Source organism: Stenotrophomonas sp. YAU14A_MKIMI4_1 (assembly GCF_003086855.1).
Taxonomy (GTDB): Bacteria; Pseudomonadota; Gammaproteobacteria; order Xanthomonadales; family Xanthomonadaceae; genus Stenotrophomonas.
In genome coordinates this window covers 1,980,739-2,002,559 of the sequence record NZ_CP025998.1, presented here as the reverse complement: position 1 = coordinate 2,002,559, position 21,821 = coordinate 1,980,739, and the positions used below count along the sequence as shown (strand labels likewise).

The window sequence follows — 21,821 nt, the reverse complement described above, 5'->3', positions numbered from 1 at the left end:
GCCGTCAGGCCCGGGTCGGAAACGCCCCGGGCCTTTTCGCATGTGAAAGGCTGCACCCGTTGTAGCATCGCGTCGTGTGTGGACCGTTCGGCCCGCCGGCCACCACGTTTTCACGCGGGCCGCCTGCCGAGGACCCTTCCATGAGCACCATCGAAAAACTGCCGACCAGCGGTTCACCGTTTGCCACCATCCGTACCGAAGACAGCGACGACGGCGCTGCCCACTGGCTGTTCATGCATGCCGATGCGTCCACGGGCATCCGCCCGTGCTGCCGCAAGGACATGCTGGACGAAATGTGGAGCTACATGAACGCCATCACCCGCAGCCCGGCCCAGCGCCACAGCGGCCAGCTGCGGCATTTCGTGCTGGCCTCCGACGCCATCGCCTACAACCTGGGCGGTGACCTGGACCTGTTCACCCGCCTGATCCGCGAAGGCAACCGCGACCTGCTGCTGACCTACGCCCAACGCTGCGTGGAAGGCGTGCACCACCTGCACACCGGCTTTGGCGGCGATGTGCGCTCCATCGCCCTGATCCAGGGTGATGCCCTGGGCGGCGGCCTGGAAATGGCCCTGGCCTGCCACACCATCGTGGCCGAGGAAGGCAGCGGCATGGGCCTGCCCGAAGTGCTGTTCGGGCTGTTCCCGGGCATGGGCGCGTACTCGTTCCTGTGCCGCCGCGTGGCCCCGCAGCTGGCCGAGAAGATCATCCTGGACGGCCGCATCTACAGTGCCGAGGAAATGCATGCACTGGGGGTGGTGGACGTGCTGGTGAAGAAGGGCGAAGGCCGAGCCGCCGTGCAGGAGATGATCCGCCACCAGCAGCGCCTGCCGCAGTCGTACCTGGCCATGAACGCCGCACGCAACCTGGCGCAGGCGGTGAGCTACGACGAGCTGCTGGAAATCACCAAGGTCTGGGTGGATTCGGCGCTGGCACTGGGTGACCGCTCGCTGCGCACCATGGATCGATTGATCAAGGCACAGACGCGTCGTGCGTCGATGGATGCGGCCTGATTCCAGCCCTCCCCCTGCTGGCTTGGAGCCCGGCTGGCCACCGGGCTTTTTTTCGCGCAATCGCAACCCCGTAGAGTCGAGCTTGCTCGACTGCCGTCGATAGTCGAGCAAGCTCGACTCTACGGAGCTGTGGCAGTCGAGCAAGCTCGACTCTACGGAGCTGTGGCTCGACGCTACGGCGCGTCGTCGGCCGCGCCGCGGGCCTTGCGTTCGGCGCGTGCATCCAGCGCCTGCCGGCCTTCCTTGATCGCGCCCTGCAGCACCGCCAGGCGCGCCTGCCATTCGGCCTTCAACTGCCAATCGGCCATGCGCATCAGTTCACCGGCACGGTTGGCCGCGCGCACCAGCCCCAGGTTGCCGGACACACCCTTGATCGCATGCGACTGCTCGCGGAACTGGCCCCAGCGGCCGGCTTCGCCATCGGCCTCTGCCTTGCGCAGGCAGGCCTCGGCATCTTCCAGGCACTGGCGGATGAACTCACGTTCGAAGCCATCGCCCATGCCCAGTGAGGCCAGTTCGTCCAGCACGCCGGTATCAAGCACGCCATCGAGCTGTACCGGCGCACGTACCACCAGCGGCGCGGCATTTTTCAGGTTCGCGTTGTTGGCGATCTCCGCCAGCGTGTCCAGCAGGCGCACGGCCACCACGGGCTTGGCCAGGAAGGCATGCGCGCCGGCCTGCGTGCAGCGCTGGATCGCTTCGGGGGTCACATCGGCACTGAGCACCATCACCGGCGTGCGCGGACCGCCGCCGGACTGCATCACCCTCAATTCCTTCAGCATGTCCAGGCCACTCATGCCGGGCATGTGCAGGTCGACGATGGCCGCATCGAATTCGCTCTCGGCCAGCGCATCGAGCACCGCTTCGCCGCCGTCCACGCACATCACCCGGTGGCCGGCCTTCTGCAGCAGGCGCTGCAGCACCATGCGGTTGGCTTCGTGGTCGTCGGCCACCAGGATCTGCATGCTGCGCACGCGCGCACGGTGGCGCAGGAACGGATCGGCGAAGGCGATCACGTTGCCACCCGGGCCGATGTCCTCGCCGGCGGCCACGCTGGGCACCAGACCCGGCTCTACCGGCTGCGGCGGCGCGAACGGCAGTTCCACCCAGAAGTGGCTGCCCTGCGGCGGGTTGTCCAGGTAGCCGATCTGCCCGTCCATGGCCTCGACCAGGCCCTTGGCGATGGTGGTGCCCAGGCCGGTGCCTTCGTGGCGGCGGGCCATGCTCACGTCGGCCTGCTCGAAGGCCTCGAACAAGCGTGGGCGCAGGGCCACCGGCACGCCAATGCCGGTATCGATGATGTCAAAGCGCAGGCGCACCGCACCGTGGGTGTCGGCGTGCACCACGTTCACCCGGATCTCCACCCGGCCCTGGTCGGTGAACTTCACCGCGTTGCCGGCCAGGTTCAACAGGATCTGCCGCAGGTGGCCCACGTCGCCGCGCAGGGTCTGCGGCACCGTCGCGGCCACCTTCACCCGGTAATCCAGCCGCTTGGCCTTGGCCTGCGGCAACAGGATCAGCCCGATGGCCTGGATCACGTCGGACAGCACGAAATCCTCGGCCACCACGCGCAGCTTGCCGGCCTCGATGGCCGAGATGTCCAGCACTTCCTCCACCAGCGCCAGCAGGCTGCGGGAAGAGGCCTGGATGGTATTCAGACACTCGCGCTGTTCTTCATCCAGGCGCGTGGTCGCCAACACTTCGGTCATGCCATTCAATCCATTGAGTGGGGTGCGGAATTCGTGACTCATGTTGGCCAGGAAGCGGCTCTTGGCCTCACTGGCCCGGCGCGCTTCTGCCATTGCATGGGTCAACTGACGCAGCAGCGTCGAGAAGTACAGCGGCACCGCCGCCAGGCCCAGCCACAGGCCGATGGCCAGGCGCAGGTTCTGCTGCCAGTACGGGGTCAGCAGCGCGGTGGCGCCGAAGCTGACCATGGCCATCGCCACGGCCACGTAAAGATAGGTGTTGCCAAAGCGCATGCCGTTGCCGACCGTCACCCACATCACCACGATGTAGACCCACGACAGCGGCTCGCCCATCTGGATCATGCCGGCGGCGATCAACCCGTAGTCGGCCAGCATGCCCAGCACGCGGCGCGGGTCGGAGCGGCCAGGCCGCCACAGCAGCCAGCCGAACGCCAGCAGCGACAGGCTCAGGCCGGTCAGCACGATGGCCAGCACGCCCACGTACTGGTCGTGCGGCAGGTCGAAACGCACGCTGGGCAGCAGCACGTAGCCCAGGATCAGGCTGATCAGCACGATGCGGACGATCTGCTGCCCATGCTCGCTGTCCTGCCGGTTCGACAGGCGCTGGCGCAGCCGCGACAGCAACCGCTTCACGCGCCCATCCCCGGCCGCGCCGAGGCGGTGGAGTGCTCGGCGCAGATCTGTTCAAGCTGGTTGCGCCCGCGCAGCAGCGCATCCACGCAGCGCGGGTCGAACAGGCGCCCGCGCTGGGCGTACAGATAGGCCAGGGTCGCTTCGAAGGTCCACGCCTCTTTGTACGGACGCGGCGAAATCAGCGCGTCGAACACATCGGCCACGGCCACGATGCGCGCCTCCAGCGGAATCGCGTCGCCCACCAGACCGTCGGGGTAGCCACTGCCGTCGTAGCGCTCGTGGTGGCGCAGCGCGATCAGCGCACCGACCTGGATGAAGCGGTTCTGGCTGCCGCTCAGCAGTTCGTGGCCGATACGCGGGTGCCGGCGCATGATCGCCAGCTCGTCATCGGTCAGCTTGCCCTGCTTGAGCAGCACCGCATCGGGAATGGCGATCTTGCCCATGTCGTGCAGGGGCGCGGCCGCCTCGATCAGCTTCACTTCGTCTTCGGGCAGGCCCAGCTGCTCGGCAATCAGCCCGGCCACGCGCGCCATGCGCTCCAGATACGCACTGGTGCCGGCATCACGGAACTCGATCGCCCGCGCCAGCCGCGAAAGGGTTTCGCGCTCGCGCTCTTCCACCTCGTGCATGCTGGCCAGCAGGCGCTGCTCCAGCGACAAGGCGCGTTGCTTCACATTCTCGCTCTGCTGGCGCAGCTGCAGCAGGTTGTAGCAGCGCGCGCGCAGTTCACGCGGGCGGATCGGCTTGACCAGGAAATCGATCACCCCGGCTTCCAGTGCGGCCTGGCGAATCGGTTCATCGCCCACCACGGTGATCAGGATCACCGGAATGTCGCGATGCTTGGGCAGGCGGCGGAAGCGGCGGGCGAACTCCAGCCCGTCCATTTCCGGCATGCGGTAGTCCAGCAGCAACAGATCGACCGGGTGCGCTTCGCACCAGGCCAGGGCCGTAAGCGGATCGCCAAAGTCGTACACGGACAGTTCCGGTGCGATGTCTTCAATGACATGCCGCAACATCGTCCGTGCAGAAGTCTGGTCGTCGACAATGACGATATTCAACGCGCTCTCTGCCTTCCTTCTCGACCACGCTGGAAACTCAGCCGGCGAGGATACTCCGCCGCTGTGCACACTGGCACCCTGCATCGGCCCCACTCCCGTCACGATGTCGCCGGTTCATGATCGTCATCACAATGTGAAGCCGGCCCTTCGCATTGCCCCCACCCCAGCCCCTGTTTGCCACAGGGGATGTCAAGGCGGTGCAATCACCATACGCCGTGTGCGGAAAGCGTCAATCGCGCCATCCCATTCCGGGACGGCGCGCACATGCAGAGTGCGAACCCGAGCTTAGTGCTCCGGACGCATGTAAGGGAACAGCAGAACGTCGCGGATCGAACTGCTGCCGGTCAGCAGCATCACCAGACGGTCCACGCCGATGCCCAGGCCACCGGTCGGGGCCATACCGTACTCCAGCGCACGGATGTAATCGGCGTCGTAGTGCATGGCCTCGTCGTCGCCGCCTTCCTTCGCCGCCACCTGGGCCTGGAAGCGCTGCGCCTGGTCTTCCGGGTCGTTCAATTCGGAGAAGCCGTTGGCCAGCTCCTTGCCGTTGATGAACAGCTCGAAGCGGTCGGTGTAGCCCGGGTCGTTGTCGTTGGCGCGGGCCAGCGGCGAAACCTCCACCGGGTGATCGGTGATGAAGGTCGGCTGGATCAGGGTGTGCTCGACGGTGGCCTCGAAGATTTCCAGCAGCAGCTTGCCCCAGCCGTAAGACGGCTTGACGCGGATCTTCAAGCGCTGGCAATGACGCAGCAGCGCCTCGCGGTCGGTGCAGTCGGCCGCGGAAATTTCCGGGTTGTGGTGGCGCACCGCCTCGTCCATGCGCCAGCGGCGGAAGGCCGGGCCCAGGTCGATGTTGGCGCCGTCCCATTCCACCGTGGTGCCGCCGTTGACGGTCTGCGCCACATCGCGGATCACGCCTTCGGTCAGGTCCATGATCTCGTTGTACGTGGCATAGGCCTCGTACAGCTCCATCATGGTGAATTCCGGGTTGTGGCGGGTGCTGACGCCTTCGTTGCGGAAGTTGCGGTTGATCTCGTACACCCGCTCCAGGCCTCCCACGGTCAGGCGCTTGAGGTACAGCTCCGGCGCCACGCGCAGGTACAGGTCCAGGTCCAGCGCGTTGTGGTGGGTGGTGAACGGCTTGGCCGCCGCGCCGCCGGGGATGTAATGCATCATCGGCGTCTCGACTTCCAGGAAGTCGCGGTTGTCCAGCCACGCACGCATGGCGCGGATGATCTTCGAGCGCTTGATGAAGACCGCGCGCGATTCCGGGGTCACGATCAGGTCGACGTAGCGCTGGCGGTAGCGCTGTTCCACGTCGGAAAGGCCGTGCCACTTGTCCGGCAGCGGCCGCAGCGACTTGGTCAGCAGGCGGATCGATTCGGCCTTGACCGACAGTTCGCCGGTCTTGGTGCGGGTCAGGCCGCCTTCCACGGCGATGATGTCGCCCACGTCCCAGCCCTTGAAGGCGGTATAGGCATCGCCCAGCACCGCGCCCTGCAGGAACAGCTGGATGCGGCCGGATTCGTCCTGGATCTGGGCGAAGCTGGCCTTGCCCATGATGCGCTTGGCCATCAGGCGGCCGGCCATCTTCACGGTGCGGCCGGTGGCTTCCAGCGCCTCGGCGGTCCACTGTTCGGCATCGGCGAACTCATCCTGCAGACGGCCGGCGAACTCCTGGCGACGGAAATCGTTCGGGTACGCGATGCCCTGCCCACGCAGCGCTTTGAGTTTCTCACGGCGCTCGGCGATCAACTTGTTTTCGTCGACGGGGGGGGTATCGGTAGCTTCGCTCATGGATCTGCGGGAATCGTGTAGTGAGGGGGGATGCTGCGCCGGCACAGCCGGTTGCACAGCATACCAAAACCGCCCTGCCCCGGCCCCGGCAGCGCCCCCGCCCCGGTAGCCGCCAACCTTGGTTGGCGTTCTCTGTGTCGACCAAGGTCGACACCTACCAGATCCCGGGCGCCGGTAATCGTCAACCGTTCCCGGGAAACGCCTGCCGCAGTTCGTCCACCAGCACCCGCTGGTTTTCCGAGTAATCCACCGGCACCGATACCAGGTGCACCCCGCCCTCGTTGAAGGCCGCCTCCAGGGTCGGAATGAACTGCTCGATGGCTGTCACCTCATGGCCCTTGCAGCCATAGGCCTGCGCGTACTTCACGAAATCGGGGTTGCTGAAGGTCATGCCGTAGTCGGTGAAACCATCCACCGCCTGCTTCCAGCGGATCATGCCGTAGGCCCCATCGTTGAGGATCAGCACCACCAGGTTCAGGCCCAGCCGTCGGGCGGTCTCCAGCTCTTGGCTGTTCATCATGAAACCGCCATCGCCACATACCGCCAGCACCCGCCGCTGCGGATACAGGATCGAGGCCATGATCGCCGACGGCAGGCCCGCGCCCATGGTCGCCAGCGCATTGTCCAGCAGCAGCGTATTGGCCACCTGGGTGCGGTAATTGCGCGCAAACCAGATCTTGTACATGCCGTTGTCCAGCGCCACGATGCCGTCCGGCGGCATCACCTGGCGCACGTCATGCACCAGCCGCTGCGGGGTGAAGCCCGGCTCCTCGGCGCGGTCGGCCAGGTGGTCCAGGATGGTCGCGCGCAGCGGCAGCAGCGCATCGGCATGCGGCACCTGGCCCTCGATGCGATCGGCCAGCTGGGTCAGCGAGCGGCCGATGTCGCCGATCACTTCCACCTGCGGGAAGTACACCTGCTCCACCGCCGCCTGCGAGTAGCCGATATGAATGACCGTGGGGCCACCGGGACGCATCACGAACGGCGGCTTCTCGGTCACCTCGTGGCCGATGGTCACGATCACATCGGCCTGGTCGATGGCCATGTGCACGTAGTCGCGCTCGGTCAGCGCGGCCGTGCCCATGTACAGGCCCGAGCCGCCGGCCACCGCGCCCTTGCCCATCTGCGTGGTGAAGAACGGAATGCCCGCGCGCAGCACGAAGGCCGACAGCGCCTCGCTGGACTGCGGCCGCGAGGCCGCCGAGGCGATCATCAGCAGCGGCCGCTTCGCCGCGCGGATGAGCTGCGCCGCCCGGTCCAGCGCTTCGGGGCTGGCAATGGGCCGATCCACCGCGTGGGTGGGAATGAGCGATACCCCTTCCACCTCGGTGGCGGCGATGTCCTCGGGCAGTTCCAGCAGCACCGGGCCGGGGCGCTCTTCCTGGGCCACCCGGAACGCCTCGCGCACGATGGTCGGGATCGTGCGCGCCGACACGATCTGCCGCGCCAGCTTGGTCAGCGGCTTCATGGTGCTGACGATATCCACGATCTGGAACCGCGCCTGCTTGCTGGCCACGATGCCCTTCTGCCCGGTGATCATGATCACCGGCCAGGCGCCCAACAGCGCGTAAGCAGCGCCGGTGGTGAAATTCAGCGCACCCGGGCCCAGCGTGGCCAGGCACACGCCCGGCTTGCCGGTCAGGCGGCCATAGGTGGCGGCCATGAACACCGCCGCCTGTTCGTGGCGGGTGATGACCAGCTCGATGCTGGAATGGCGAAGCGACTCGACCACGTCGAGGTTTTCTTCGCCGGGAATACCGAAAATACGCTCGACGCCTTCGTTCTCAAGTGCGGCGACAAGCAGATCTGAACCCTTGGACATCGGAATGCCGTCCTTTCGCTGGACTGTGGGGGAATGGTTGCGGGTGGGATGAGAGCCGGGTGTCAACGCTTGTCGAACCAGACCGTCTGCGCGTTGACGAACTCACGGATGCCGAAGTGCGAGAGCTCGCGGCCGAAGCCACTCTTCTTCACCCCGCCAATCGGCACGCGCGGGTCGGACGCCGAGAAGCCGTTGACGAACACGCCACCGGTCTGCAGCCGGCGGGCCAGCTGCATGGCCCTCGCGCGGTCGCCGCTCCACAGGTTGCCGCTCAGGCCGAACTCGCTCTGGTTGGCCAGCTCCACCGCATGGTCGGCATTGCGGGCGCGGCTGATCGAAGCCACCGGGCCGAAGGTTTCGGTATCGAAGGCCTGCATGCCCGGCTCGACATCCACCAGCACCGTCGGGGCGTAGAAGGCACCGGGGCGATCCAGCTGATGGCCGCCCACCCGCAGCTGGGCACCGGCGTCCACCGACGCCTGCACCTGCGCATGCAGCTGGTCCAGCAGGTCCTGGCGGGCCATCGGGCCGATGCGGTTGCCCGGCTCGCGCCCATCGCCGACGGTCAGCGCCTGCACCTTCTGGCAGAACTGCGCCACGAACCGGTCGTAGACCGCCTCTTCGACGATGATGCGCTTGCCGGCAATGCAGACCTGCCCGGTGTTCTGGAAGCGCGAGGCCACGGCCGCGTCCACGGCGGCATCCAGATCGGCATCGGCCAGCACGATGAACGGGTCCGAGCCGCCCAGTTCCAGTACCACTTTCTTGAGCGCCTGCCCGGCCTGAGCGGCGATGCTGCGGCCGGCGGCCACGCTGCCGGTGAGGGTGACGGCGGCAATGCGATCGTCGGCAATCGCGGCACTGGTGCCCTCGCGGCTGATGTTGGCGGCGATGAACGTGCCTTCCGGCAGCCCGGCCTCACGCCAGGCCGCGTCGAGCAGCAGCGCGGTACCGACGATGTTCTCGGCCGGCTTCAGCAGGAAGCCGTTGCCGCCCATCAGGATCGGCACTGCCGCGCGCATCACCTGCCAGTACGGGAAATTCCACGGCATGATGCCCAGCACCACGCCCAGCGGCAGGTAGGACACATAGGCCTGGTCACCCGGCACCTGGGTCGGTTCATCGCGCAGGAACGGCGCGCCGTGCTCGGCGTACCAGTCGCACAGCACGGCGCATTTCTCGATCTCGGCCAGGGCCTCGGCCTGCACCTTGCCCATTTCGGCGGTGGCCAGCGCGGCCAGCGGTTCGCGGTCACGGCGCAGCACCGCGGCCATGGCGCGCAGGACACCCGCACGCTGTTCCAGGGTGTAGCCGCTCCAGGCGGCGAAGCCGGCCTGGCCGCGCTGCAGGATCGTTTCCAGTTCGGTAGCGCTGGCGAAGGGGTGCTCGGCGATCACCTGGGCGGTGGCCGGATCGCGGGAGATGGCGGTAGTGGGGGCAGCGGACATGCAGGTCTCCTGTTGTCTCGACAGCGGGCGGGCAGCCCGTGTCCTGCACAGGAATGTGGACCTGTTCGAGGGCAGCAACAAGGCGTCTGCTTATCCTGTGACCTGCACTTACCTGTATAGGGGGGGTACGGCAGGGCTTGCAGCCCTGCACCTGCTGCGAGCCAAAGCCGGAGCAACGGCAACGGCAACGTCAAATGCGGGCATTGCGTGGGATGGCGGGGCGGTGTGGGTAGGCAGGACACGCCGTTAACCCATCCATGGGGGCTCGTAGGCGCCATCCATGGCGCCTGCGGTCCTGCCTACCCACACCGCCCCGCCTTTGACAGTTTCTCGCGATCTGTCGGAACGGCATGACGCTGCTGGTGGTGGGTGCCGACCTTGGTCGACACAGTAGATCCACGCCATGCGTGGATGAATCTGTCAGACATCGAAATCAATCTGGGGTCGGAGCCCGTTGCGCAGCAACGGGATCCGACCCCGTGCAGTACCGGCAGATCGCGGGAATCTGTCCGAGGTGGGGCGGTGTCGGATTGCGGGGTGTCAGCCGCATGGATGCGGCTGCCAAGCCTACAAGGGTGAGGGCGCTTTGTTTGCGAAGCACTGCTTCGCAAGCGCCCGAACGCACAGCCGCCAGCGGCTGGGCCGGGCCCCGGAGGGGTACTTGCGGCGTCCCCGCAATCCGACACCGCCCCGCCCAACCACGGAAACCCGCTCTGGCTTTTGACGTTGATCGCAGCAGGTGCAGGGCTGCAAGCCCTGCCGAACACCCCCTACTTCCGCGGCAGGTAGGTCACCAGCGAAAGGTCATGCCGGCTCTCCGGCACCAGCGCCACGTACTGCAGGTCCAGCAACCCATGCACGGGGTGGTTCAGCTTCTTCGCACCCTCGTCGAAGCGACGTACATCGTGCTCCGGCCACCACAGCCGGAACTCCTCGCTGTGTGCAGCAAGGTCCTCGACCAGTGCCAGGAACGGCGCCTTGTCCGGCGCCTGCGCCATTGCTGCACGGAACCCGGCCAGCAGGCCACGGGTCATTTCTTCCCAGTTGAGAATCAACGTGCGGTACGGCGCGTACAGGAACATCAGCCGCAGCGTGTTGCGCTCGTGCGGCGGAAACTGGCTGTAATCCACGAACAGCTCGGCGATGGCCGGGTTCCAGGCCAGGATGTCGAAGCGGGTATTGCGCACGTAGGCCGGGATCGGCTGCATCGCCTCCACCAGCTGGCGCAGGCCGTCAGTCACGCTTTCGTCCGGCGATTCCAGTGGCACACCATAACCGGACAGCGCAAACGCGTAGGCGCGCTCGTCATCGCTCAGGCGCAGCACCTTGGCCAGGCGCTCCAGCACTTCCGGCGAGGCCCGCACTTCGCGGCCCTGTTCGATCCAGGTGTACCAGCTCACGCTGACCCCGATGGCCAGCGCCACTTCCTCGCGCTTCAGGCCCGGGGTGCGCCGGCGCCCGGCCGGCAGGCCGAGCGTGGCGGGGTCGACACGGGCGCGGCAGGCCTTCAGGAAGCCGCCCAGTTCCTTGCGTTCACCTTCGCTGCGCATCATCGCCCCCCGTTGCAGGAGACGATGATATCCGCGCAGGCGCGCCGATCAGGCATCGATGCGCTTGGAACCCACGGCCAGGCCGGCCTTCAGGCTGGCCTCGACGAACTCGTCCAGGTCGCCGTCCAGCACCTTCTGCGTGTCCGAACGTTCAATGCCGGTGCGCAGGTCCTTGATACGGCTCTGGTCGAGCACGTAGTTGCGGATCTGGCTGCCCCAACCGATGTCGGACTTGGTGGCTTCCACCGCATCCTTTTCAGCGTTGCGCTTCTGGATCTCCAGCTCGTACAGCTTGGCGGCCAGCATCTTCATCGCATTGTCGCGGTTCTGGTGCTGGCTGCGGCCGGTCTGGCAGGCCACAACGATGTTGGTCGGGATGTGGGTGATACGCACCGCCGACTCGGTCTTGTTCACGTGCTGGCCACCGGCACCGGACGAGCGGTACACGTCGGTACGCAGATCGGCCGGGTTGATGGTGATATCGATGTTGTCATCGATTTCCGGCGACACGAACACCGAGGTGAAGCTGGTGTGGCGGCGGTTGTCCGAGTCGAACGGCGACTTGCGCACCAGGCGGTGCACGCCGGTCTCGGTCTTCAGCCAGCCATAGGCGTAATCGCCTTCCACGCGCAGGGTGGCCGACTTGATGCCCGCGACGTCGCCGCCGGACACTTCCATCAGCTCGGTTTTCCAACCGCGCGATTCACACCAGCGCAGGTACATGCGCAGCAGGATTTCGGCCCAGTCCTGGGCTTCGGTGCCACCGGCACCGGCCTGGATGTCGACGAAGGCCGCCGCATTGTCCATCTCACCGGAGAACATGCGCTGGAATTCCAGCTTCTCCACGTGCGCCTGGTGCTTGTCCAGATCGGCGACCACGGCCAGGGCGGTATCTTCGTCCTGTTCGGATTCAGCCAGTTCCAGCAGCTCGGTCGCGTCGGTCAGGCCATCCAGCACCGAGGCGATGCCGCCCACGGTCTTTTCCAGGCTGGAGCGCTCGCGGCCCAGGTTCTGCGCGTACTCGGCGTTGTTCCAGACGTCGGGGCTTTCCAGCTCCCGCGTTACTTCTTCAAGACGCTCTTTCTTGGCGTCGTAGTCAAAGATACCCCCTGAGCGACACCACACGATCGGTCAGATCGGCGATGCGCTGGCGGACAGGATTCAGTTCGATCATGTCGGCGGTTATGCACTAAATAGATGACTGCATATGATACCGCAGGCCGCGGTTCCCGGCATGAGGCCCGCTCCCCCGCCCGCTCGCGCCGACGCCGGGGCCGACCCGGGTCTTGGTAGAGTCGACTGTCAGTCGACTGCTCTCCGTTCAGGTTGTGCTGGAGCCCGCGCTGCGCGCGCAAGTCGACTGACAGTCGCCTCTACCCCCCCCCGTGCAAAGCGCCCAGCGCCTGCCGCAGCAGCGGCAACTGCCGCCGGCTGCACGGCACCCTGGCCCCGTCCGCCATGTGCAGCAGGGCCTCGCCGCCGTCCAGCGGCTCGATCGAGCGCAGCTGGTCGCGGTGGATCAGCCAGCTTCGGTGCGGCCGCAGGAACACGGCCGGGTCCAGCCGCTGCTCCAGCGCCGCCATGGTGATCCGCAGCGGGTAGTCATGCCCGCGCACCCGCAGGTTCACATAGTTGCCGGCGGCCTGGGCGTATTCCACATCGGCCGTGGCCAGCAGGAACTCCTTGCCCAGCTTGCGCACCAGGAAATGCTGCGGGCGCTCGACCGGCTCCACCGGCGGGCCTTCGTCGGGCGGCGCCAGCAGGTGCGCCTCGCCCTGCCGCTGACGGCCGAACCAGGCCACGGCGTGCACGGCGATCACCAGCAGGCTGTAGGTCTGCACATCCTTGAAGAACTCGTAGAACCACTGCGCCGGCCAGTCACCATAGACGTAGTGCTGGCCTGCCAGGGCGAAGGCCACTTTGCGCAGCAGCACCATGGCGCTGACATGCAGCAGCCACCAGGCGATGCCGCCCAGCACATAGAAGCCGATCCGGCGCCGCCAGGTATCGGCATGCAACGGCCACCGGCGGGCCGCCGCCTGCAGCAGCATCAGCAGCCCCAGGGTTGCCAGCGCGCTGCTGAACTCCTCGATGGAGGTGCCCAGCCCGGCGAAGGGCTGCGCATCACGCACCGCCCGCATCCACTGCGCCAGCACGTTGCCCGCGGCCGTACACAGGAACAGCAGCGACCAGAACATCACGTCCTTGTCGGGTCTATACGCCACTTGGGCGGTTGCAGCGGCACGTGCCGCCGGATCTCCATTTTCCATGCCGCCATTGTTGCCCATCCGCCCCCGCCCGCATCGGCCATTGGTCCCTGCGGCCCCGCCATTGGGCCCAGAACGCCCGCCATTGCGCCCTTTCAGCTGGTGCGGTGATGGTTGGCCAGCGAAGGTGCAGCGTCCCCCTGATGCCCATCGCCATGCACCGACGCCACGATCTGGACACCCTGCGCATCGCCGCCTTCGCCCTGCTGATCCTCTACCACGCCGCCATGGCCTACGTGGCCGGCTGGGATTTCCATCTGAAGAGCGCTTACACCGCGCAATGGCTGCAGTGGCCGATGATCGCCCTCAATCGCTGGCGCATGCCGCTGCTGTTTGCCATCAGCGGCATGGCCCTGGGCCTGTCCCTGCCCGACCGGGGCCGCCTGCCGCATACCCTGCGCCGCTGCTGGCGCCTGCTGCTGCCGCTGCTGTTCGGCATCGTGGCGGTGGTCTCGCTGCAGGCGTACTGCGAGGCGCTGGACAAGGGCGACGTGGCGCCGGGGCTGGGACGGTTCCTGTGGCGCTACTGGCAGTTCCGCCCCTGGCCGGGCGCGCACTTCAGTGGCTCCCAGTACGGCTTCACTTGGAACCATCTGTGGTACTTGGCCTACCTGCTGCCCTACACCGTGCTGGCCGTGGTGCTGGCCAGCCTGCTGCGGCCGGTGGCCAAGTCGCTGCCGACGCTGCAGGTGAGCGACCGTCTGTTGGGGGCCGCGCTGCTGTTGCTGCCGGGGGTCTGGCTGGCCTGGGCGCTGTTGGTACTGATGCCGCGCTGGCCGCCAACCCATGCGTTGCTGGACGACGTCTACGTGCACGCCGAGTCGCTGCCGCTGTTCCTGGGCGGCTTCCTGGCCGCACGCTGGCAGCGCGGCTGGGACCTGCTGCTGCGCGGCCGCCGGCTGACCCTTGGCCTGGCCGTGCTCGGGCTGTGCCTGGAGTTGGGGATCCGCGCGCTGGCCCGACTGCCGGACGTGGGCAACGTTGATCCGTGGATTCTGGCGCTGCCATGGGCGCAGACCGAACGCGTCGGTCGGGCGCTCTACACCTGGTGCATGCTGCTGGCGCTGTTCGGCTGGGCCCGGGTGCTGCTGGCGCGCCCGTGGCCGGGCCAGGCCTATTGCCGCGAGGCGGTGTTCAGCTGGTACATCCTGCACCAGACCGTGTTGATCGTGCTGCTGTATGCGCTGCGACCGCTGCAGCTGGGCCCGTGGCTGGAACCGGCGCTGCTGGTGGCCGGCACCGTGGGTGGCTGCCTGTTGATCCACGAACTGTTGATCCGCCGCGTGCGTTGGCTGCGCCCCCTGTTCGGACTGCGCGCCCATCCGCTATCGTCGGCCACTGCACGCGTCGTACGGGCGCATTGAGGACAACGGATGTTCCAGACGCAGTGGCACCTGTGGTTGCAGCAGACCTTCGACGCCAGCTGGATGTTGGCAGTAATGCAGTTCATCAGCCTGCTCGGCTACGAGCTGGGCTATACCGCGCTGATCCTGGTGTGCGCGTTGGGCGCGCGACTGCGCGCGGGCCTGTGCGTGATGCTGGCGGTGCTGCTGATGGCCTGCGCCACGCATGCGATCAAGCAGAGCGCCGCCCTGCCCCGCCCCTCCGACGTGGATGCGGCGGTACTGGACAAGGGCGAGCCTTCGCATCCGTTCGTAGTCGATGGCGGTGGCCGCACGTTCTGGTCGCTGCCCGATGCGCAGGCCACGGCGATGCTGCGCGCGCAGCCGCACGCCGACTATGGTTTCAACAGCGGCCACGTGGGCATCACCACCGCCGCCTGCGTCAGCCTGCTGCTGGCATTCGGCATCCGCCGGCGCTGGCTGCGTTGGGTGCTGGTGCTGGGTTGGCCGTTGTTGATGGCCATTTCGCGCATGTACCTGGGCCGGCACTTCCTGGCCGATGTGGTGGCCGGGTGGCTGATCGGGGTCAGTGTGGCCGTGCTGGCGTGGCAGCTGATGCCGGGGCTGCGCGGGGCCAGACGCTGGCAGCTGCCCATACTGTTGGGCTCGGGCGTGGCGCTGGCATCGGCTTCGTTGTGGACGCATCTGGTACCGCTGGGCGAAGCCGCACGCCTGCTGGCACTCGCTCTGCTGGTGGCGTGGCTGCAGTGGCGCGGCTGGCCGGTGGATCCGCAAGGCATCGTGCAACGCGTGCTGCGGGTACTGGGTGTGGTGGTGATCTACCTGTTGGCGCGACCGTTGATTGAATGGCTGGCGTACAGCCTTCCGTTGCCCGACGCGCCGATTACCGAAGTGTTCTGGCATACCGTTGGCACGCTGTTGATCCTCGGCAGTGGCGTGGCGCTGGCGCGGTGGATTCCGCGCCAGCGGTAGATCCACGCCGTGCGTGGATGGCCTGGTTCGGTAGCGCCGGGCCATGCCCGGCGGCTGCGGCGGATTCTGCGCAGCCACGCATGGCGTGGCTCTACTGGACTTCGAATTCGCCTACCAGGATGGTTTCCGAGCGGTCCTTCAGGCGCAGCGTGACCCTCTGGTCCTTCTGCTGCGGCGTGCCCCAATGGGTGGTCAGGCGCAGCATGAGCGTGGTGGCACCGGTCACCAGCTGCTGGCGACTGCCGAAGTAGTTGGCTTCCACCTTGTATTTTCCGGGCTTGGCGTTGCGCAGCGAGAACTGCTCGGGGCCATAGCCGCCGGTGAAGTCCTGCGACATCTGCCCGCCTTGCCAGGTCAGGCGGTTGCCGTAGTACGCGCGCTCGCCGTTGGGGTCGGTCACCCACAGGTCCATGTCGCTGTTGTCGGCATCCCAGGCCAGCACCACACGCAGGTCCAGCGGCATGGCCTGCAACAGGCGCGGATCGATGGCACGGGTATCCAGCGCCGGGCGGCTGCGGGCCACCAGGTTGGTCAGTTCGTCCAGTGCGATCAGGGCAACACCATTGAAACGGCTGTCCCAGCGGCGCACCACCACCTGGTACAGCGGGTCCAGTGCCTGCTGCGGCTTGCCGGCCGCTGCCAGAGCAAGGCCAAGATCGCGGAAGCTCTGCGGCTCTTCCTGGCCCATCGCCAGCACCTGTTCGAACACCGGCACGGCCAGCGCGGGGGCATCGGCCTGCATCAGTCGATAGCCGAGCACGCGCAGCAGGTGCCGGTTGTCCAGCTCCATCTCGGCCAGGTTGGACAGCACACGCAGCGCTAGTTCGCGCTGACCCTGCTCCAGCAGCAGGTCGGCCACGTCGAGGAAGAACGTACTGCTGTCGGCGTGGGCATCGCGTTCGGCCAGGTAGCGGTCGTACAGCTGCGCGGGCGGGCCCTGGCGCAGGCGGCGAGCGACCTCTGAGTCAGGCTGCCAGGCCGCCAACCGGATGCCGAGCTGGCCATCGTTGGCCGGCGCGCCGGCATGACCGGCATCAGCGGCCGCCACGACCATCGCGTCCAACGCCATCGCTTCGGCGGCCGGTGCTTGCCTGCGGGCACGGGCCGGTGCCATCGGCGCCGGGGGCGGCGGAGGCGCTGCCGGTGCCGGTGCAGCCAGCAGGGCCATCGGCGCACTGGCCAAGGCCTCGCTCTGCGCGATTTCCTTGGCATTGCCCGCAGTGGGCGGCGCGGTCTTCGGCCAACGGCGGTTCCACCACTGCTGGCGCTCCTTCCACTGCGCGGCCACCGCATCCAGGCGGCGGCAGTCCTCGGCCTGACGATCTACCACCTGCTTTGCGAAACGGGCGTCATACCCGGCGCGCAGCGCGCCCGACGGACGGATGGCATAGCGCAGGTAGTCGTCCAGCGTCTCCAGCACGATCAGCGAAGTGTCCGGCCCAACCAGGCCAAACTGCTGCGACAGGCGCTGCATCGCCTCGCGGTTGCTGCGCCGGTCCAGCGCCAGCTGCTGCAGCTGCGCCTGTGCCCACAGTCCCGCAAGCAGCGCGCCGTCATCACTGCGCGTGCTGCCCGGCAGAGCCTGCCAATCGCTGCCGGCAACGCGCACCCGCATCGGTACGCCGTCGGCGGCCAGGCGTGCATGCAGCCACAACCAGCCCTGCGCTTCGCTGCGGCGATCGATCACCACGTCCTGCACGCCGCGCCCGGCATCGATCTGCACATCCAGCGGCGCAGACAGCAGTTCGCGCGCTGCGGCGCCCACGTCGGTGCCCACTGCCACAAAACGTCCGCCATGCGCCTGGCTCCAGCCGCGCAGGCGGGTGCTGTCGGTGCGCGCGCCCGCACTGCTGATGGCGAACAATCGCTGCCCCTCGGCCAGTGCCGGCAGGGCCTCGGGCCCATAGGTCAGCAGGCCGTCACTGACCAGCAGGTATTCCTGCACGCCCGGCTGCGGCCGCCACTGAGCCAACGCACTGGCGCCGTCGGGCCGCACCGCCTGCAACGCCTGGCGCAGCGCACTCCAATCGCCCTTGCGGATACGGAAGCGGCGTTCGGGCTCGGGGCGGTCGCGCAGCACCGTCAGCACCACCGTGCCGTCGCCCATGGCGGCGAAGTAGCGGTCCAGCAGCGCGAACTCACGCGTGCGGTCACGCTGGCCCGCCGAACCGGAGCCATCCCAGAGCAGGCCGATCTCGCGCGGCAGCGTGCGCGGCGTGGTGCTTGTAGCCACCGGCAGCTGTGCCAGCAGGTAATGGCCGTCCTGCCAGTTGGCCACCTGCACCTGCGCACGGCGCGCCGCAGGCAGCGTCCACTGCAGCTGCGCCGGCAACTGCGCGCCGCGCCCCTGCCAATGCAGCTGACCCGCATCGATAAGGAACGGTGCCGTGCCCACCGTCGCTTGGCCCGGCGCCTGCAGTTTCAGCTCAACCGATGCCGCACCCGCGGCGAACTGCAGTGGCAGCGCCCATTGCCAGCCATTGCCGGCGTAAGCCAGCGGCTCGCGCACGACCAGCTGCACGCGGCGGCTGCCGCCGGCTGGCAGCGGATAGATGCGCAGGCGGAACTGGTTGCCGGCGGTCTGTTCCAGCATGCCGGGGTCGACACCGCGCCGGGCGATCTCTTCGAACACCTGGCGCCCCCGATCCTTGGGCACCGGCACCGCCTCGCGCAGTTCGCCATCGATATCCAAGGCAAAGCCGCTGATCTGCTGGCCATCAGCCAGCGGGAACTGCAGCTCACCTTCCAGCACGCGACGGTTCGGGTTGTGGAATTCCAGGGTGATGCGGGTCTGCGCGATGCCGGCCTGCACTTCGCCTTCGATGCGCGCCTCGCGCAGTTGCACCGGACGTTCGGCGGCCGCGGCGACCAGCAGCGGCGTACCGGGCTGCGGCCGCGCAATGCCAGGGGACTGCGCGTCTGCGGACCAGGCCGCCAGCACCAGCAGGATGAAGGGAACACAGCGGGCAAACGGCATGGCACGGCTCCAGTGGGATCGTGCAGGGTTCAACGCACCACCACGGCAGGTGGGGTTAGCGGTCGACCGTCGATGCATCCCGCCGGGCATGGCCCGGCGTGCGCGAAGCGTGCGCGCCGCCATCAGGTGGGCAGGCAATGCTCCACGATCAGCTGGATCGCGCTGCCGCCGCGGTAGTCATCGCAGGCCAAACGGTAGGCCAGATGCACATGGCGACCCGGCGCGTTGCCATGCCAGCCGCCGAAATGGATGGCGTTGATCGTGCCGGGCAGCCCGGGCAGGCGCAGTTCCAGCTTCAGATGCCGCTCTTTCAGCACGCGCCAGTTGGCCACTTCGAAGTGGCCGTCGAACAAGGGCTCGGGGAAGCCCTGCCCCCAGGGGCCGGCCAGGCGCAGCGCATCGGCATGGCGGTGATCGAGTTCGTCCGCGGACAGTTCACCATCGCTGAGCACTTGTTGCTGCAGCGCGGCCGGATCCAGCAGTTCCTGCACGATGGCGACGAAGGCCGCCTCGAACGCGGGCAGGTGCTGCAGGCGCATGCTCAGGCCAGCGGCCATGGCGTGGCCACCGAAGCGCTCCACCAGCTCGGGATGGCGTGCATCGACCAGCGCCAGCGCGTCACGGATATGCAGGCCGGGAATGGAGCGCGCCGAACCGCGCAGGGTGTCCGCGCCGGGTTCCGCCGGTGCAAATGCAATCACCGGCCGATGCAGGCGGTCCTTCATTTTCGACGCCACCAGACCGACCACGCCGGGGTGCCACTCGGCGTCGAACAGGCATGCCGCGACCGGGCGCTGGCCCTGCTCGTGCAGCACCACGCGCGACAGCGCCTGCTCGGCGTCATCGGTCATCGACTGCTGCACCGCGCGCCGCTCGGCATTGATCTGTTCCAGGGTCTGGGCAATGTCGCGCGCCTGCCGCGGATCCTCGGTGAGCAGCAGTTCGATGCCCAGCGCCATGTCTTCCAGGCGACCGGCCGCATTGAGGCGCGGGCCCAACGCGAAGCCGATATCGGTGGAGGTCAGACGTGCGGCGTCGCGTCCGCTGGCTTCGATCAATGCCTTCAGGCCCACGCAGCCCTGCCCGGCGCGGAGCCGGCGCAGACCGGCGCTGACCAGCGCACGGTTGTTGGCATCCAGTGCGACCAGATCGGCCACGGTGCCCACGGCCACCAGGTCCAGCAGCGTGGTCAGGTCCGGGCCCTTGCCATCGGCGAACACGCCGGCCTCGCGCATGCAGCGGCGCAGGGCCATCAGCACATAGAAGATGACGCCGACCCCGGCCAGCGATTTGCTGGGGAAATCATCGCCCTGCAGGTTCGGATCGACGATGACATCGGCCGGCGGCAACTGCGGGCCGGGCAGATGATGGTCAGTGACCAGCACCTGCCAGCCGCGCGCCTTGGCGGCGTTGACACCGGCATGGCAGGCAATGCCGTGGTCCACGGTCACCAGCAGGTCCGGCTGCAGCGACGCCAGTTCATCCACCAGCGACGGCGACAGGCCGTAACCATGCACCATGCGGTTGGGCACCGCGTGGAAGACGTGCTGCGCGCCCAGCATGCGCAGGCCGCGCACACCCACGGCGCAGGCGGTGGCACCATCGCAGTCGAAATCGCCGACGACCAGGATGCGCTTGTCGTTGGCGATGGCATCGACCAGCAGGGCCACGGCCGCATCGATGCCGGTCAGCAGTTCGGGCGCATGCAGGTTGCCCAGTCGCGGCAGCGCCAGTTCCGGCGTGGTCGCGCCACGGCTGGCATACAGGCGGGCCAGCAGCGGCAGCGTGTCGTCGGGCCACGCACCGGGCTGTACCGGCTCGCGGCGGCGGATCAGCGGGGTATCGGACACGGGCAGCGCAGCATCGGCGGCAAGGGACATCGGCATCGCCGGGTTGCGGAAGACGTCACCATGATAACGCGGGGCCGGAGACGGGGTCAGATCCCTCTGCCTGCAGAGGGCTCTGACCCCATCGGAAGCATTTGGAATCGACCGCCATTTATTTCATGCTTATCGGCCCCGAAATGGATTTCTCTTCATGCGCCACACTTTGTTCCTGGCCCTCGCCCTCGCCCCGGCCGCCCACGCCACCACGCCCGAGCCGAAGGCCGGCGTGTCGTTCGACCACAACGACTGGTCGCTGGCCTGCGACAACACCCGCACCTGTCGCGCCGCCGGCTACAGCCCGGAAGAGCCCGGCAACCTGCTCAGCCTGATGCTGGAACGTGCGGGCGGCCCCGGTGCGCCGGTAGTGGCGCGCCTGCGCAATGGTGAGGACGGCGAAAGCCCCATGCCGACCGGCGCGCTGCGCCTGCGCCTGAATGGCAAGGACCTGGGCCCGGTGCGCGACACCGGTGATGGAGAGAAGATCCTGCTGCAGCAGGCCCAGACCGATGCGTTGGTCGCCGCCCTGCCCCGCCAGGCGCGCATCGAGATCGTCGATGGCAAGGGCAAGGCCTGGCCGATTTCCGACAGCGGCGCCACCGCGGTGCTGCTGAAGATGGACGAGGCGCAGGGTCGGCTGGGCACGCCCGGCGCGCTGGTGCGCCGCGGTGACAAGGCCGAGGCCAGCGTGCCGGCCGCGCTGCCGATGCCGGTGGTGGTGCACGGCAAGCTGGCGCCGGCGCGCAGTGGCGATGCGGTGCTGGCCAACGCCCCGGCGCTGCGCAAGGCGCTGCAGGCCAGCCTGCCGAACGCAGACGAATGCCGCCGCGTGAGCGAAGGCGAGCAGGACGAGATCGATATCGTGCGGCTGGACGGTTCGCATGTGCTGGCCAGTACCAGCTGCTTCATGGGCGCCTACAACTTCAGCAGCGGCTACTGGGTGGTGCAGGACAAGGCACCGTACCAGGCGCGCTTTGTCACCTCCGATGCGGAGGATTTCGACACCGACGACATGACCCTGCGCGGGCGCTTCCGTGGCCGCGGTATCGGCGATTGCTTCTCCGGCCACGATTGGGTGTGGGATGGCCAGCGGTTCGTGAAGACCAGCGCGTTCACCACCGGCCAGTGCCGTGGTGTAGCCGGTGGCCATTGGACGCTGCCGACGATCGTCAGCACGGTGAAGTAAGGCTGGCATGGCTGCGCCCTGCCCGCCTCCGTAGAGTCGAGCTTGCTCGACTGATGCCAACGTGCCAACCAAGGTTGGCACCTACCGGGCGTGGCGTGCCAACCAAGGTTGGCACCTACCGGGCCAATGGCCGATCCAATGC

The 21,821-nt window shown here is 67.6% G+C and carries 14 protein-coding genes; 4 read left to right on the top strand and 10 right to left on the bottom strand.

From position 1 onward, the window contains the following. Positions 1 to 140 precede the first annotated feature (140 nt). Positions 141 to 1,013 (top strand): crotonase/enoyl-CoA hydratase family protein, encoded by an 873-nt coding sequence (locus C1931_RS09205; protein ID WP_108752992.1) that lies wholly within the window; start codon positions 141 to 143, stop codon positions 1,011 to 1,013. Between the two features lie 173 nt (positions 1,014 to 1,186). On the opposite strand, the gene C1931_RS09200 is transcribed toward C1931_RS09205, so the two are convergent. The 8 genes from C1931_RS09200 to C1931_RS09165 form a co-directional block, all read right to left on the bottom strand. Further along, complete coding sequence (locus tag C1931_RS09200; protein ID WP_108756092.1) at positions 1,187 to 3,355, bottom strand: response regulator; 2,169 nt, start codon at positions 3,353 to 3,355, stop codon at positions 1,187 to 1,189. Further along, positions 3,352 to 4,497, bottom strand: coding sequence for a two-component system response regulator (locus C1931_RS09195; protein WP_108756091.1), 1,146 nt, complete (start codon positions 4,495 to 4,497; stop codon positions 3,352 to 3,354). Before C1931_RS09195 ends, C1931_RS09200 begins: the two co-directional genes overlap by 4 nt. 201 nt (positions 4,498 to 4,698) lie before the next feature. Further along, complete coding sequence (gene lysS / locus C1931_RS09190; protein WP_108756090.1) at positions 4,699 to 6,210, bottom strand: lysine--tRNA ligase; 1,512 nt, start codon at positions 6,208 to 6,210, stop codon at positions 4,699 to 4,701. A gap of 181 nt (positions 6,211 to 6,391) precedes the next feature. Beyond that, positions 6,392 to 8,032, bottom strand: a complete 1,641-nt coding sequence (locus tag C1931_RS09185) for an acetolactate synthase large subunit (protein WP_108752988.1) — start codon at positions 8,030 to 8,032, stop codon at positions 6,392 to 6,394. Positions 8,033 to 8,094: 62 nt separating this feature from the next. Further along, a complete protein-coding gene (locus C1931_RS09180; RefSeq protein WP_108756089.1) occupies positions 8,095 to 9,480 on the bottom strand; it encodes an NAD-dependent succinate-semialdehyde dehydrogenase in 1,386 nt (461 codons plus the stop codon). Between the two features lie 770 nt (positions 9,481 to 10,250). Continuing rightward, positions 10,251 to 11,033, bottom strand: a complete 783-nt coding sequence (locus C1931_RS09175) for a helix-turn-helix transcriptional regulator (protein ID WP_108752986.1) — start codon at positions 11,031 to 11,033, stop codon at positions 10,251 to 10,253. A gap of 45 nt (positions 11,034 to 11,078) precedes the next feature. Continuing rightward, positions 11,079 to 12,204 (bottom strand): peptide chain release factor 2 gene (gene prfB, locus C1931_RS09170; RefSeq protein WP_108749502.1). Its coding sequence is split into 2 segments (ribosomal slippage): positions 11,079 to 12,128 and positions 12,130 to 12,204, totalling 1,125 coding nucleotides; the frame shifts between segments, so codons are not numbered across the junction. A gap of 199 nt (positions 12,205 to 12,403) precedes the next feature. Next, positions 12,404 to 13,318 carry a LytTR family DNA-binding domain-containing protein gene (locus C1931_RS09165; RefSeq protein WP_108756088.1) on the bottom strand — a complete coding sequence of 305 codons (915 nt, stop codon included), beginning with the start codon at positions 13,316 to 13,318 and terminating at the stop codon, positions 12,404 to 12,406. Between the two features lie 134 nt (positions 13,319 to 13,452). Between C1931_RS09165 and C1931_RS09160 the strand changes: the two genes are divergently transcribed. Beyond that, complete coding sequence (locus tag C1931_RS09160) at positions 13,453 to 14,661, top strand: acyltransferase family protein (RefSeq protein WP_108757713.1); 1,209 nt, start codon at positions 13,453 to 13,455, stop codon at positions 14,659 to 14,661. 9 nt (positions 14,662 to 14,670) lie between these two features. Beyond that, the gene (locus C1931_RS09155) at positions 14,671 to 15,633 is read left to right on the top strand and encodes a phosphatase PAP2 family protein (RefSeq protein ID WP_108756087.1); all 963 of its coding nucleotides are present in this window, start codon (positions 14,671 to 14,673) and stop codon (positions 15,631 to 15,633) included. Between the two features lie 91 nt (positions 15,634 to 15,724). Here the strand turns inward: C1931_RS09155 and C1931_RS09150 are convergent, their stop codons facing one another. Both C1931_RS09150 and recJ read right to left on the bottom strand, forming a co-directional pair. After that, positions 15,725 to 18,610, bottom strand: a complete 2,886-nt coding sequence (locus C1931_RS09150; RefSeq protein ID WP_108756086.1) for a VIT domain-containing protein — start codon at positions 18,608 to 18,610, stop codon at positions 15,725 to 15,727. 122 nt (positions 18,611 to 18,732) lie between these two features. Continuing rightward, the gene (recJ, locus tag C1931_RS09145) at positions 18,733 to 20,490 is read right to left on the bottom strand and encodes a single-stranded-DNA-specific exonuclease RecJ (protein WP_108757712.1); all 1,758 of its coding nucleotides are present in this window, start codon (positions 20,488 to 20,490) and stop codon (positions 18,733 to 18,735) included. Between the two features lie 157 nt (positions 20,491 to 20,647). Between recJ and C1931_RS09140 the strand changes: the two genes are divergently transcribed. Beyond that, a complete protein-coding gene (locus C1931_RS09140) occupies positions 20,648 to 21,679 on the top strand; it encodes a DUF1176 domain-containing protein (RefSeq protein ID WP_108756085.1) in 1,032 nt (343 codons plus the stop codon). Positions 21,680 to 21,821: the final 142 nt, after the last annotated feature.